At 61.9% G+C, this 14,530-nt stretch carries 9 protein-coding genes; all 9 read left to right on the top strand.

Annotation, left to right across the window (positions count from 1 at the left end; all coding sequences use genetic code 11):
• The 9 genes from IB269_RS21450 to IB269_RS21410 all read left to right on the top strand — a co-directional run bounded on the left by IB269_RS21450 (window position 1) and on the right by IB269_RS21410 (window position 14,169).
• Complete coding sequence (locus IB269_RS21450) at window positions 1-1,029, top strand: acyltransferase family protein (protein ID WP_192368249.1); 1,029 nt, start codon at window positions 1-3, stop codon at window positions 1,027-1,029.
• 8 nt (window positions 1,030-1,037) lie between these two features.
• Window positions 1,038-4,541: a hypothetical protein gene (locus tag IB269_RS21445; RefSeq protein ID WP_192368248.1), complete on the top strand. Its 3,504-nt coding sequence runs from the start codon at window positions 1,038-1,040 to the stop codon at window positions 4,539-4,541.
• Window positions 4,542-4,562: 21 nt separating this feature from the next.
• Window positions 4,563-4,913, top strand: coding sequence for an EamA family transporter (locus IB269_RS21440; RefSeq protein WP_034397334.1), 351 nt, complete (start codon window positions 4,563-4,565; stop codon window positions 4,911-4,913).
• Between the two features lie 5 nt (window positions 4,914-4,918).
• On the top strand, window positions 4,919-5,896 hold the full coding sequence (locus IB269_RS21435) for a glycosyltransferase (RefSeq protein ID WP_225614248.1): 978 nt from the start codon (window positions 4,919-4,921) through the stop codon (window positions 5,894-5,896).
• Window positions 5,897-5,947: 51 nt separating this feature from the next.
• A complete protein-coding gene (locus IB269_RS21430) occupies window positions 5,948-7,822 on the top strand; it encodes a hypothetical protein (protein ID WP_192368247.1) in 1,875 nt (624 codons plus the stop codon).
• An 86-nt stretch (window positions 7,823-7,908) separates the two neighbouring features.
• Window positions 7,909-8,706 (top strand): HAD-IIB family hydrolase, encoded by a 798-nt coding sequence (locus IB269_RS21425; protein WP_192368246.1) that lies wholly within the window; start codon window positions 7,909-7,911, stop codon window positions 8,704-8,706.
• A gap of 633 nt (window positions 8,707-9,339) precedes the next feature.
• Window positions 9,340-9,927, top strand: coding sequence for a fimbrial protein (locus IB269_RS21420; protein WP_013800427.1), 588 nt, complete (start codon window positions 9,340-9,342; stop codon window positions 9,925-9,927).
• 113 nt (window positions 9,928-10,040) lie between these two features.
• Window positions 10,041-10,802, top strand: coding sequence for a molecular chaperone (locus tag IB269_RS21415; protein ID WP_192368245.1), 762 nt, complete (start codon window positions 10,041-10,043; stop codon window positions 10,800-10,802).
• Window positions 10,803-11,076: 274 nt separating this feature from the next.
• Window positions 11,077-14,169, top strand: a complete 3,093-nt coding sequence (locus IB269_RS21410; protein ID WP_192368244.1) for a fimbria/pilus outer membrane usher protein — start codon at window positions 11,077-11,079, stop codon at window positions 14,167-14,169.
• Window positions 14,170-14,530 lie beyond the last annotated feature (361 nt).

The following is a 14,530-nucleotide window of genomic DNA, read 5'->3' as shown; positions in this document are numbered from 1 at the left end:
ATGACATCAAGCACTCCCGACCTCCTGCGGCCCGTTTCCCATACCAACAACTTCGATGCCATCCGAATCGTGGCGGCCCTGGCGGTTCTCGTCAGCCACCACCACGCCCTCATCGGGCAATTCGAGCCATTGGTCCTGGGCATACATTCGCTGGGTGGCTTCGCGGTGCTAGTTTTCTTCGTGGTCAGCGGCTACCTCGTCGCGTCCAGCTGGAACAACGACCCGCACCTCATACGCTTTGCCCTGAGGCGCGCCCTGCGCATCTGGCCTGCACTGACCGTTGTCGTCGTCGTGACGGCCTATGGTCTGGGCGTATGGCTTACCAGCCTGCCGACAATGGACTATCTGCAAGACAGCGCGACCTCCGGGTATCTGTCCAACATTTGGCTGCATGGAAAGGCCGGACTTCCAGGCCTTTTCGAGAACAACCCTCTGAAGGGTGCGGCCAATGGGTCCATATGGACGATTCCCTACGAGGTGCAGTGCTATGTCATCCTGGCCTGCGCGGGGTTGCTGGGTGCGCTGCGCATTCGCACGGTCTGGGTTCTGGCCGTCCTGGTCACCACCATCTGGTACCAGGTTAAATATGGACCCGATTTTCACGCCGACTGGAAGCTGAAGCGTGAAATGATGGTGTATTTCATCCAGGGTTCTGCCATTGCCGTGCTTCAACCCTACTGGAGCAAAAAGCCGCTGCTGTGGATGATGGTGTTGACGGGTACCGGTATCTGCACCTGGTTTGCAGGATTCCGCTATCTCGCCTTGATGATAGCCCTGCCCTATCTGCTGATTTATCTCGGAACGCAGTCAACCCCCATTCTGCGCAAGTTCGGTCGATGGGGAGACCCTTCCTACGGGCTTTATCTGATTGCCTTCCCTGTACAGCAAACCGTGGTTCATTTTTTCTGGCCCTCCATCGGCTCGACGGCTGTTCTGGCACTCTCCATCGCCATCACCACGGCTCTGGCCTATGCCTCGTGGCATGGCATAGAAAAAAGAGCACTGAAAATCAAGCCCCGCAAACCGTAGCCTGCACCATGCTCAGAAGCCCGCAACGAAGATTCCTCCTGTTACTGACTTTCCTGGGTATTGCTTACGCGCTCTGGCTGCTGGCTTTCTGGCCCGGTGTTCTGGGGCAGGACAGCCTGGCGATCATGCTGGAGGTGGAAACCGACAGAGTGGCCCAGGCGGGCAAGCCTGCATTCTGGTATCTCTACAACCTCTGGCTCTACGGGCCATGGCGGCTCGTGGAAGCCCCCATCATCGTGCAGATGTGCGTCAGCGCCATCGTGAGCGCGCGCATCCTGAGCTGGATGCTGGGCCAGCGCCTGTACAAAAGCTTCTGGTACTGCCTTTTCTTTGTCACGCTCGCCCCGAGCGTGCTCTATTACTCCATAGCACTGTATTCCGATGGAATCTATGCCATGGCCATGATGGGCATGCTTTTCGAAATATGGCTTTGCTACCGTGCGCGGCGCATTGATGCAGTGGCGTGCGGCATGCTGGCCCTGACAATTCCCTTTGCATTGTTCGCCCGCCCCAATGGGTTCATCAATACCATCGCCTTGGTCGCACTGTTCTTTGTCCTGCCACACCTTCATCGATGGAAGCTGCTGGCCGTGACACTGCCATGGTGCGCCATCGCATTGTTCGCCAACACCCAATACAAATACCACACACCCATTGGCAGCGTCTTTCCGCTTGCACTGTATGAAACCGTCGGTTTCATGGAGCACAGACCCATGGGCTTGTGGGAGTACGACAAGCCCCGCATATCCGGCAAATCGGTGGAAGCGCTGACTTCCACGGGAAAATCCCTGGCCCACATACTGAAGTTCCACGACCACTACTATTGGGACCCGCTCATCTTCAGCGACGAGGGCCCCGCGCTTTTGCACCTTCCCAAGCAGGCAAAGAAGACAATTGTCAAAGAATTCTTCAAATACAATCTTTGGCATAACTTCCCCGCCTTCATGGCAAGCAGGGTCAATATATTCACATACGCCGCCCTCGCCAATGGCGGACTTCCGCCTCCCGAAGCCGCGCAATATATTCTTTCGCAAACAAAATCGGAATCATCCGTTCTATTCCGGGAGCTGCTGCCGCACCAGATTTTGATGCCATGGTACAACTTCGCGCTGGAATATCGCGCAATATTCTGGGCGCCTTGGCTGGGACTTTTCCTCATCCTGGCCACCACCGCGAAGGCATGGCGCCTGCGGGATCGAAGCGGTCTCGTCGTGTGCAGTGTCTTCGTTCTGCAGCTGACTGCCGTCTTCTTCTTCTCTATTGCCGGAGAATATCGATACCTTCTTTCCTTCTTCACGGCGCCGCTCGTGCTGCTTCCGGTATTTACGAGCCTGTCGTCAAGTCCATCCAGCACGGCAGCCACCCCGTCCGGAAATGTAAAAAAAAATTCGGACCAATTACCACAAAGCGGTGCTTCCGGCCCATCGATTAGAATCAAGAATTCTCTTTTCCACAGACTGATTCGTTCCAACGAAAAATCGCAGCTCTGGCCTAGAATATTGACCTCAAATCTCATGCGGCGCAAATTAGGATTCTATTTTTCAGTGCTATGGCTGGCTTTCGTGCTGATTGCGGCGACCAAGCGCCTGATCCGGTTTTTCCCCCCGCCAGATGCAGAAATCAACGGTGATGCGTACTGGACCTACCTGCCCAATGCCCGCAAGCTGCTGGACCAGCCCTGGACTTTTCTGACCACGGATCCCTCCAGCTACCACGTCGCTCCTCTGGGCTACATGTGGGCCGCCCTGTGGGATGTGGACCCGGCACGCATTCAGCTGGCCAACTGCGTGCTGTTCCTTGCATGCATCCTGCTGATGTGGCGTTGCGCCACCCTGCTGGGAGGCCTGTGGGCCGGTGTTGTGGCAACCGCTCTGCTGGTCTTCTTCCCGGTGCTGGCATCTTTCGTCCCTCAGGTGCTGACAGAATCGCCGTATCTGTTCGGTCTGATGCTGTGCACCACGGCCGCCACCGAGTACGCGCTGGGCAACCGCCGCCCCCGCATGATGCTGGGCCTCTTCGCCGCCGGGCTGACGATCACCCTGCTGTCGCGGCCCGTGCTGCAGCTTTTTGCACTGGGTGGCCTGATCGCCGCGCTGGCGTTCACCATACTCCGCGCGCGCCGCGCCCATCCAACCGGGGGCGTCGTGGCCCGGCTGGCGAAGTACATCAATCATCGGCTGTGCGTGGCCTTGCTGGCCGCCCTGCTGCTGCCTGCCGCCGTGGTCGTGAAGAACGGCCTGTGCTTTGGGGTCTGGGGCCTTGGCACCGGCGCCGGATCCGGGCTTTACTACGGTCTCAGTCCGTTCAAGATGGGATTGGAGCCTGTGTACTCCGGCTTCAAATACGACGCAGGCATCACGCCTCTCACCGCCGCCCCCCACACCCGGGGCAATCCGCTGCACAGCGACGCCGACCGCGTCAATGCACGGGTGGCGATGGACATCGCAAAAAACACCTCGCTGCAGGATAACGCGTCGTTCTTTGCGGGAAAGCTCAAGGCATGGCTGTTCTACAGCACGCCCGAACTGCGCATAGCATCCAAGCTGCGCAGCCTCAGAACCTTCGAATGGTTGGCCATCGTCCTCGCAGCCCTGGCCCTGGCCCTGCGAACCCTGGGAGCCAGACGCGCACCCGCGCAAGCCCGACAGCCACTGCCCGGACCCCAGGGGACGGACGGTGAAAAGCTGGTGGTGCTATCGCTGCTGCTGGTGCTGGTCCTGGGCATGGCCCTGCAACTGACCCCCGTGCTCTACAACACCCGCTACAACCTCTTTTTCCTGGAGCCCTGGCTGATGCTGCTGTGCGGTGTCAGCATCGCCGTTCTGCTGCAATGGCCCGCCGGCCCGATGCGCGGCGGGACGGCAGGTGCCCGCACGTGGTGGCTGAAATGGCTGCCTGGGAAGATCCTCGTCGCCGTGCTCCTGGCAGCACTGCCTCCGGCACTGACCCGCCATGCGGTTCGCCACGAAACCTGGAACATGGACCCCTACCGTCCCGGCCCCGTGCAGACCGTGCTGGACCGGGATGCCATGGGTCCCGTGCGCGCCGTCAATGCCACGGCATTGCAGGACGGCCAATGGCGCCTGGAGGCCAGCCCGGCAACCTTGCTCATCCCGCTGCGCGTGATGGACGCCGCCGCCCTGGCGCCCCACAGCATCCTGGATGCCATATGGCGACTGCGGTTCGCAGTCTCCGCACCGGAAGCGCCGCGCGCATGCCGCAAAGCGGCATTGCAGCTGTCCAACGGGCACCAGCCCCAGGGCTGGTACACGCCGGAAGCCGCACTGCCCCTTCAATTGGACGGGGAGCCCCACACCTATGCATTCCATGGCAATGACAATCTGCGTCCGGCAGGCGATGGCGATCTGCTGGTGAGCTTCAACTGCCCGCCAGGCACCGTCGTGACCTGGCATGGCGCGGAACTGCTAAGGTCCACGCTTCCCGAGGCGGCACGGGCCCTGGTTCAGCACGGCGTGCCCATCGACCCCTATTATCGCAACGAACCTCGCTGACGCCCTCTTCGAATCCACGACATGACTCCGTTTCTCACCAGCATCACCATCCTGTGCGTCCTGGGCATCTCGCTCGGACAGATGCTTTTCAAGAAAGCCGCGCTGTCCATACCCGAGGCTGCCACCTGGCAGCACTGGGTCTTCAACGGCTGGCTCATTACCGCTCTGGCCCTCTACGGCATTACCACCCTGGTATGGATCTGGGTGCTGCGGCACGCGCCGCTGCATCTGGCCTATCCCTTCATGGGACTGGCCTTCGTGATCGTTCCCTGCCTGGGGTGGCTGTTCCTGAACGAACCCATCCGCATTCCCACGCTGGTGGGCGGCGCCCTCATCCTTGCCGGAATCACCATTACCGCCCACGCATCCTGAGACCCATGTCCACTCCCATGCGCATCGCCGTCGCCATCCCCTGCTACAAGGTCACCCAGCATGTGCTCGGTGTCATAAACGCCATCGGCCCCGAAGTCGAGGCCATCTATGCCGTGGACGACGCCTGCCCTGCCGGCAGCGGACGCTTCATCGAGGAGAACAACACGGACCCACGCGTGCGCGTGCTCTACAACCCCGAGAACCGGGGCGTGGGCGGCGCCATCGTCACGGCCTACAAGGCGGCGATTGCCGACGGCATGGACATCGTAGTGAAGATCGATGGCGACGGCCAGATGGACCCCTCGCTGCTGCCGCTGTTCGTGCGTCCCCTGCTGCGCCACCAGGCCGACTACACCAAGGGCAACCGCTTCTACCGGCCTGAATCGGTACAGGACATGCCACCGGTGCGCCTGTTCGGCAATGCCGTGCTGTCCTTCATGACCAAGCTCAGCTGCGGCTACTGGAACGTGATGGACCCCACCAACGGCTACACCGCCGTGCGCACCTGCGTGCTAGCCGAGCTTCCGCTGGACAAGCTGGAAAATCGCTACTTCTTCGAGACCGACATGCTGTTCCGCCTGAACACCGTGCGCGCCGTCGTCAAGGACGTGCCCATGGATTCGGTCTATGCCGATGAGGAGTCCAACCTCAAGATCGGCAAGGTGCTGCCCGAATTCCTGCGCAAGCACGCCTCGCGCCTGTGGCGGCGCTATGTCTACAACTACCTGGTGCGCGACTTCAACGTGGGCACGCTCTACAGCCTGAGCGGTGTCATGCTTGTGCTGCTGGGCACCTTCTTCGGCCTCTGGCGCTGGATCGTCAGCAACAGCACCAGCCATCCCGCCACCAGCGGAACCGTCATGCTGGCGGCGCTGCCCATCATCATCGGCATCCAGTGCCTGATCGCCTTTCTGCACTACGACGTGAGCAGCGTGCCCACCGAGCCGGTCAGCCTGTCCCTCGAAGACGAAGCCGTCGCCTGACCGCGCCGTCTTCGCGGCCTGCCACATCCAGTCCTGTCCACCAGCCCATCCATGCCCCACCTGCCTCGCACCTTCCACCTTCCATACGCATCCACGCTGATCGCCGCAGGCCTTGCCCTGACATCCATGGCAGCCCATGCACAGACAGGTTCTGGTGCCACGCGCGGCCAGCCCCTGGTCATCGCGCCCACGGTGGAAGGCATGCTCCTGTGCGATGAAGCCGTTGCAGACACCAGGATCAAGTCCATGGACGAGGCCTATGCCTTCTGCCAGCAGCGCAAGCTGGACGGCTCCGCTGCCGTCAACCGCCTGCTGGACACGCTGGAGCCAGGCGGCCCCAAGGGCAACGTGCAGATCGGCTACACCGCCACACTGCAATTGCTGGGGCTGTACCAGCGCACGGCCAAGGGCTGGGAAATCGACGAAGCCAAGGTGGACAGCTTCCTGAACGTTATCCGCAAGGTGCAGCGTCCGGTCGTGCTGTATTTCTCGGCAGACCATTTCGACTCGGTCGGCCCCATTGCCGCCGAGCTGGCCAAGGACCCCGTCAATCTGATGCAGCTGAAAGACGGCAAGCCCCTGGAACTGGGCTATTTCGGCTACCGCATCCTGCCCTACACGCTCTCGACGGATGCTTCGGTTCCCGTCAACCACTACCGCTTCAAGGCCCTTGAATACATGGCCAGGAAGATCCGGGAGCTGCCCAAGCCTGTGCAGGACCGCATCATTGCCTACACGTTGCCGGGCGAGCTGCACCACATGTTCCCGGACTTCGAGAACGGCATGGGTGCCTATCAGGACATCCGTGTCACCGACTACAGCCCGGGCTCGGTCGCAGGCTTTCGCCAATGGCTTCAGGCCAAATACAAGGACATTGCCCAATTCAAGGCGCAGACCGGGCTGGACTACGCGTCGTTCGACGTCATTCCGGCCCCCTCCAAGGACATACGCAAGGAAAAGCTCAACGGCTTTGGTGAACACTACGACGCATTCGCCGACGGCACACTGCCCGTGGGCGGCTGGCTGTGGGACCCAAAGCAGGCAATCGAGCGCCTGGATCTCTATCTGGACGGCAAGCTGGTAGGGCCCATGGCCCGCGGCCTCAACCGGCTGGACGTCTACCGCGCCGTGGACAACATCACCAGCCCCAACACCGGGTTCCGCTACAACCTCGACTTCAGCAACCTGTCCGCTGGACAGCACATCGTCCAGGTCGTGGCCGAGTCCAAGGGCCGCAAATACCAGTTGGCCAATGCCAACTTCGTTGTCGTTCCGCGCAATCAGGGCAAGATCGTCAACATGTACCCCCGGCGGCTCGGCTGGATGCCGCCCACCTCCATACTGGAAAAGCAGGGCGTGCGGTCGTGGCTCGACATGCCGGCGCAACTGCAGGACGTCTACTACAACCCCTTGGCCCGCGACTGGAACCACTACCGCGAATCGCAGGTGTACGCACAGCTTGCGGTGTTCCACGAACGCGCCATTGCTGCCGGCCTGCCAGCAGCCAAGCTCTACTCCCACCAGATCATTCCCGATGTGAATCCCTCCTGGAATCCGCAGTTGTTCGCCTCCACCCAGACCCTGGACGGCAAGTCCCCCTGGCACCAGGGACTGAACATGTACGGCGGCGCCACAAACAGCGACTGGCTGCGCGGTTTCATGAAGCAGCACCAGATCGGCAGCGGCTACGGCGCGCCCGAGTTCAATCCGCAGCAATGGAAACTTGACGGAACGCACCTGGCCGCGCTGAAGGCCCACTATGACGCAGGCGCCACCTTCATCAGCCCCTACTACTTCTCGGTGATCAACCAGCGCTTCAAGGGCGCAGCCGAACACGGCGTCAACCGCATGGAGCTGTCCCCCGACAACCCCAAGGACGGCTCCGACAAGTTCTACAAGGCCATCGTCGAATTCGCCAGGCAGTAGGATGGAGCCCTTGCGTGCACGGTCCGTGCGCGCAAACGCTGCCCTTTTACAAGCCGCCCCGGGCGGCTTTTTGCATTTTGACGACCGTGCCTACAACCCTCCAGCCGCTGTCCCTCTGGACACCTCCCGCATCGCCGCTCGGCATCCTCACCGACATCGACGACACCCTGACCACCGAGGGCGTGGTGCCGGACCATGTCGTCGATGCCATCGCCCGGCTCAAGCAGTCCGGCCTGCGCGTGGTGCCGATCACGGGCAGGCCCGTGGGCTGGAGCGAGCCGTTTGCCCAGGCCTGGCCTGTGGATGCCATCGTGGCCGAGAACGGCGCCGTGGCACTGCGGCGCAATGCGCAGGGCGGGCTGGACAAGCTCTACCAGCAGGACGAGGCCACGCGCACCGCCAACTACGCGCGCATGCAGCAGGTGCTGGCCGAGATCGAGGCCACCGTGCCCGGGGCACTGCGCGCCACCGACTCGGCGGGCCGCGAATGCGACATTGCCGTGGACCACAGCGAATTCACCCAGATGCCCCAGCAGGACATTGACCGCTGCGTGACCATCATGAAGGCGGCGGGCATGAACGCCACCGTCAGCTCCATCCACATCAACGGCTGGTTTGGCGCGCACAACAAGCTCGAAGGCGCGCGCTGGATCCTGCGCACGCTGTTCGACATCGACCTCGACGCCACGCTGGACCGCTGGATCTACATCGGAGACTCCACCAACGACCAGCTCATGTTCGAGCACATGCCCCACAGCCTGGGCGTGGCCAACATCGCGCGCTTCGTGCCCCAACTCAAGCACCTGCCTCGCCATGTCACCCAGGCCGAGCGAGGAGACGGCTTTGCTGAAATGGCGCAGTACCTGCTGACCCAGCGCCCCTGATCCACAGGGCCGAGGGCCGGTGCAGCCCTTGCGGGCCTTCGCCCTCGACCACCCCCATCGGCCCCTCCTGATCTGCGGGACCCGCGCTCCCCCCGCAGACACCATCACCCTCAGCACAGCCAACCGCCCGGCGCAGGCGGGCTGTGCACCCTCTTTCCCCATTCGACAGAGCAAATCTAGGACTATTCCTAGATCAAGCATCAATTATCAGAATGCGCCCTATTTCATATAACGGCGGTGCACACCTAGAATCCATCACATACCCAAAGAACAGGTTTTTGTTTCGCCTTTTTCTTTGACAGATTCTCTCCTGCATCCCATCCGCGCCATTGGGCACTGGTGTATTTGAACAATTCAACTTCAAACATGCCAGAGAAACAAACCTCGCCCATCCCTCGCCAACGCTCCCTCATCCGAACAATTTCTCCATGTCAGCGCCACCACCTATTCCAGCATGATCGCAACCCCTGCAAATCCTTGACCATGCTGACAGTTACCAACCATTGGATTGATGAGGTGAACATGGAACACTGATGATTTATTAACCACTCAACCATTCACACAGTCTCTTATTCCACCAGCGCATTCATCGCTGCTGGAATTTCATTATCTCTTCAACTCGAGGGAATACCCATGAAAAAGATCGCATTGCTGACATCGGTTGCCGGCCTGGTCATGATGGCCATGAACACCGCTCAAGCAGCAGACGGCACCATCAACTTCACGGGCGAGGTGGTCACCACCACCTGCAAGGTGGACACCACGGTCGCCGGCGCCGCCAAGGACGGCGTGAAGCTGCCCAACGTGGCGAACAACCAGCTGGCCACCGTGGGTGCCACGGTCGGCCGCCAGGCGTTCTCGCTGGAACTCAGCGGCTGTGAGCTGGCCACCGCCACCTCCACAGCGCCCGTCTCCAAGGTCGCCGTGTTCTTCGAAGCCGGCCCCAACGTAGACCTGGTCACCGGCATGCTCAAGCCCGCAGCGGCCAGCGGTACTGGTGCGCCCACCGTGGCCTCCGGTGTCCAGATCGCCATCGTGGATCCCAGCAACAACGAGCGCCTGAAGATCGGTTCCGCCCAATCGCGCTTTGTGGACATCGACAACAAGGTCGGTGGCAATGGCCGGGCCATCATGCGTTTCGCCTCCGAATACGTGGCCACCGGCCCCGTGACGGCCGGCCGTACCGACACCTCGGTGACCTACTCGCTGGTCTATCAGTAATCACTGACTTTCAGGCATATCGGCCGCCTTGCGGTGGTCGATATGCCGTGTCTTCTGCTTTTCTGACATGGGCCCGGCCCCAGTCTTTCGCTCAAAACCCAGAGAGTTCTCCGATGCTGACGATCAAACGTTCATATGGGCTTGCTGCCATCCTGTTGTCCCTTCTTCTTGGAACGGCGACACAGGCCAGCGTGACATTGACGGGCACGCGCATCATATTCCCCAGTGGCGAGAAGGAAGCCACCATCCAGCTCACCAACGAAGGCAGCAAACCTGCCCTGGTGCAGACCTGGCTGGACAAGGGCAACAACCAGGAATCGCCTGAGAACATCGACGTTCCCTTCGTCATCACGCCCACCATCATGCGCATTGAGGCGGGCAAGAGCCAGACGTTGCGCATCATCTATTCGGGCGAAGCACTGCCTGCCGACAAGGAATCCCTGTTCTGGCTCAACGTGCTGGACGTCCCGCCCAAGGCGGAAATGGAAGGCGACTCCAACAATCTCCAGTTCGCCTTTCGCACACGCGTCAAGCTCATGTACCGGCCCGGCAATCTGCCCGGCAATGCCCAGGAGGCTCCTGCCCAGCTTCAATGGTCGGCAGGCGTTGACGCCAAAAACCAGCCTGTTTTGAAAGCACGCAATCCCAGCGCCTTTGTGGTCAATGTGGCTGGCGTTGAATTGCAGCTCAACGGCAAATCCTTCGAGGCAGGCGTTGGGCCCGTTCTTCCCGGTCAGGTGGCCGCCTTCCCAATCAAGGAACCTGCGGGTGCCAATATGGCTGGTGCGACCGGTGCCACGGTGATGTTCAGCAGCATCAATGATTGGGGCGCCAGTCTCAACCACGAAGCCAGGATTGGCAATTCCGCCCAATAAACAGGGCAATGCGAGCACAGCCACGCGAATCCTCCGTTCTCTCCGGTCTGATTATCTAATGCCACTGCATTTTCAGCCCGGCCAGCACACCGATACCCAGCGTTAATACCCGGCGAAACGGCATCGGTCTCTTTAACGGGACTGGCACATCGGCCTTGGCCGTTCGCTTTGCATCGGGCGCACAGCATTAGGAGATAAGCAAATGATCAGGCCAGTCTTTCCAGATTCAGAAAAGGGAATCAAAAGCCGGCATACAAGGCAAGGCAAAGGAACAATGCCGGGGCCAGGCCAAGGCCCTGCCGGATATTTCCAACTGAAGCCCGGCCATGCGCTGCTGCTCTCCGTGCTGGTGTGCTGGCAGTCCGAGGCCCAGCAGGGCCAGCAGGTCAAGGAAGTCACGACCTCCACGTCCACCGGCCAGTGGCAGCCCACGCCGGCTGCCGTCGACTTCGATCCCAGCTTTCTGAACACCGGCAAGCAGACCATTGACGTCTCGCGCTACTCGCGCGCCAACGTGGTCACGGCAGGCAGCTATAACCCAGACATCTACATCAACGGCAACTGGGTTGGCCGCAGCGAAGTGCAGTTCAAGGCACTGGCCGGTTCGCAGGACGCGCTGCCCTGCCTGGACAAAGCACTGCTGGAGAAGGTGGGCATCGACCTTTCGCGCCTGCCGCCCGAGGCCGCCTTGAAGCTGGTGGCCGACGGTGGCTGCAACCGTCTGGACCAGATCATCGCGGGCGCCTTCACCAGTTTCGACTTCGGCAAGCAGCGACTGGACCTGAGCGTGCCCCAGGCCTCGCTGCGCCGCTCGGTGCGCGGCTATGTCAGCCCGGACCAATGGAGCGCCGGCGTGCCTGTCGGCCTGCTCGGCTACCAGTTCAACACCTACCACGGGCGCTCCAGCAACGCAGAAAACTCCACGCAGAGCTATCTGGGCCTGAACGGTGGCGTCAACATCGACCGCTGGCATTTCCGGCACAACGGCTCCTTCAGCTGGGCGGACACTGGACGGGGCAACTACCAGAACATCTCCACCTACGCACAGCGCGACATTGCCGACTGGTCTTCCCAGCTCATACTGGGCGACACCTACACGGGTGGCGACCTGATGGACTCCACCTCGTTTCGCGGCATACGCTTGAACAGTGATGACCGCATGCTGCCCGACTCCCAGCGCGGCTACGCGCCCGTGGTGCGCGGCGTGGCCAACACCAATGCCCGAGTCACCATCACGCAGAACGGCATCAAGCTCTACGAAACCACGGTGGCGCCCGGCGCCTTCGTCATCAACGACCTCTATCCCACGGGCTACGGTGGCGACCTGCAAGTCAGCATCACCGAGGCCAATGGTGCCGTGCGCAGCTTTGCCGTGCCCTACGCGGCCGTGCCGCTGTCGCTGCGCGAGGGGCAGGACCGCTACAGCCTCACGGCGGGCGTGGTGCGCCACCTGCCCAATACTTCGCCGCTATTCTCGCAGGCGACCTGGCAGCACGGCTTCACCAACATGCTGACCGGCTACGGCGGTGTGTCCGTGGCCAAGGGCCATATCTCGCCCATGATTGGCGCGGCGCTCACCACGCCCTGGGGTGCCTTTGGTGCAGACATCACGCACGCCTCCACCAGCATTCCCAATGACGGCTCCTTTTCCGGACAGAGCTTGCGTGCCAGCTACGCCAAGTCCTTTGCGCAGACTGGCACCCACGTGGCCATTGCCGCCTATCGCTACTCCACCAACGGATTCTTCGGCCTCAACGACGCCATGCGCGCACGGGATCAGGCCAATCTGCTACGGCCCTCCACGGACCTGTACCGGCCTCGCAACCGCGCCTCTCTGGTCATGGGCCAGCAGTTTGGCCCCGGGGGAGGTAGCCTCAGCCTCACGGCGTCCACTGCCAAGTACTGGAACCGCCAGGGCTCCAACGTCGACTACGCCATTGGCTACAGCAACTCGTTCCGCAACATCTCCTACAACCTCTCCGCGGCGCGCCAGCGCGATGCCTGGGGACAGTCCAACACGTTCCTGCACGTGGGCCTGTCGATTCCGCTCAGCATGGAGCGCGGCATGATGCTCTCCACCAATACCAACCGCGACTCGCGCGGCCGCGTGCAGGCCCAGGCCAACCTGTCCGGGCTGCTGGGCGACGACAACGCCATCTCCTACGGCCTCAGCGCCAACCACAACACCGGTGGCATGAATGGCAGCAGCACCAGTGCCAGCGCCAACGCCACCTACCGCGCATCGCAGACCGAACTCAGCGGCAGCGTCAGCGCCAGCAGCGGCTACCAGCAGTTCTCGGTAGGCGCGCGTGGCGCCATCGTGGCCCACCCGGGCGGCGTGACGCTGTCGCAATCGGTGTCTGACACCTTTGCCATCGTGGAGGCCAAGAACGCGGAAGGCGCGCGCATCAACAACGCGCCCGGAGTGAAGGTGGACAGCCGGGGCTATGCCGTCGTCCCGTATCTGACGCCGTTCTCGATGAACGAGGTCTCCATCGATCCCAAGGGCCTGTCGACGGACGTGGAACTCAAGGAAACCAGCCAGCACGTCGCGCCGCTGGCCGGCGCCGTGCCACTGCTGGTGTTCAAGACAGCCTATGGCCGCTCGGCCGTGATCCGCGCGCGGCAGGCCGGCAACATGCCTGTGCCCTTTGGCGCCAGCGTGCTGGACATGGACGGCAAGGAGTTGGGCATGATCGGCCAGGCCGGCAAGCTTCTGGCTCGCGGGCTGTCAGACCAGGGCGAACTGCAGGTGCAATGGAAGACCGACACCGGCATGGTGGGCTGCAACCTCTCCTATACCCTTCCTGAAAGAAAGCGCAGCACCACCTACCAGCCGCCGCAAAGCCTGGAACTGCCCTGCGTGGCCAGCAGCAACCTGGTGCCTGCGGCCACCGACGTGGCATCGGCCAAGCCGGGCAAGACCGCGGCAACCTCAACCGCAACCACCAATGCCAAGACAGCCGTGGCAGGCGCCCCGGCCTCCAACGCTGCGTCGGCCGTGGCTCTGGCCGGCATGACCCAGGAACGTACGGCAGCAACGGCACCGGCCACGGCAGTCGCCAGCGCCCCGGCAGTCACTGCGGCGGCAGTGCTGCCCGCTCGTGCCACACAGCCGAGCGACAGCCAGCAGGCACTGAAGCTGGAGCGCAACCTGGACGGCCTGCGCATGAGCGTCAAGATCAGCGCCTTGCCCACCACGGTGCCAGTCACCAGCAACACGGGCAGAACTCCCGTGGCGGCAGGGCACGACGCAGGCACCGGCAAGCACAAGCCGCCGCAGCAAACCCTGCGGGCTGACCGTCCGCTGGCCATCCTGCAGCCCAGCCTGAAGATCAGGGTCCTGGCATCGGCCGATCAGACATAAGCACCGGAAAGCAGCCCAAATAGGCCCCTGCCAATGCAGGGCCACGTTGATTGCCTGCACCAGCAGGCTTCCATTTCCGACTCCCGCGCCGACTGCAGATACGTTGGTACGGGTAGCCATCGGCATGCAGCTATTTGCCGTCACTGCCCAAACGCTGTTCATCAAGACCCGCAAGATTGACTGCGGGCCTTGTGCCGCAGGGCGGCACAGCCGAGACCTTGCTCTTCTCGCAAAGACCATCGTCCGCTTGTCTGCCGGCATCAGCTGCATCGCAGATCCCCCCAACCCATAGGCGACAGCATTCCCACAAGGCTTTGCCCCGCCATTTCTGGACCCGCGCACGCACAGTTCGGATCACCAA

This window comes from Delftia sp. DLF01 (assembly GCF_014852125.1).
In the GTDB taxonomy this organism is placed as follows: Bacteria; Pseudomonadota; Gammaproteobacteria; order Burkholderiales; family Burkholderiaceae_C; genus Comamonas; species Comamonas acidovorans.
The sequence above is the reverse complement of the archived record's forward strand: the minus strand, read 5'-3'. Positions and strand labels throughout refer to the sequence as shown.

Excerpts from the sequence above, each read along its gene's own strand:
- IB269_RS21450 (WP_192368249.1), top strand. The coding sequence starts at position 1 with ATGACATCAAGCACTCCCGACCTCCTGCGGCCCGTTTCCCATACCAAC.
- IB269_RS21445 (WP_192368248.1), top strand. The coding sequence starts at position 1,038 with ATGCTCAGAAGCCCGCAACGAAGATTCCTCCTGTTACTGACTTTCCTG.
- IB269_RS21440 (WP_034397334.1), top strand. The coding sequence starts at position 4,563 with ATGACTCCGTTTCTCACCAGCATCACCATCCTGTGCGTCCTGGGCATC.
- IB269_RS21435 (WP_225614248.1), top strand. The coding sequence starts at position 4,919 with ATGTCCACTCCCATGCGCATCGCCGTCGCCATCCCCTGCTACAAGGTC.
- IB269_RS21430 (WP_192368247.1), top strand. The coding sequence starts at position 5,948 with ATGCCCCACCTGCCTCGCACCTTCCACCTTCCATACGCATCCACGCTG.
- IB269_RS21420 (WP_013800427.1), top strand. The coding sequence starts at position 9,340 with ATGAAAAAGATCGCATTGCTGACATCGGTTGCCGGCCTGGTCATGATG.
- IB269_RS21415 (WP_192368245.1), top strand. The coding sequence starts at position 10,041 with ATGCTGACGATCAAACGTTCATATGGGCTTGCTGCCATCCTGTTGTCC.
- IB269_RS21410 (WP_192368244.1), top strand. The coding sequence starts at position 11,077 with ATGCCGGGGCCAGGCCAAGGCCCTGCCGGATATTTCCAACTGAAGCCC.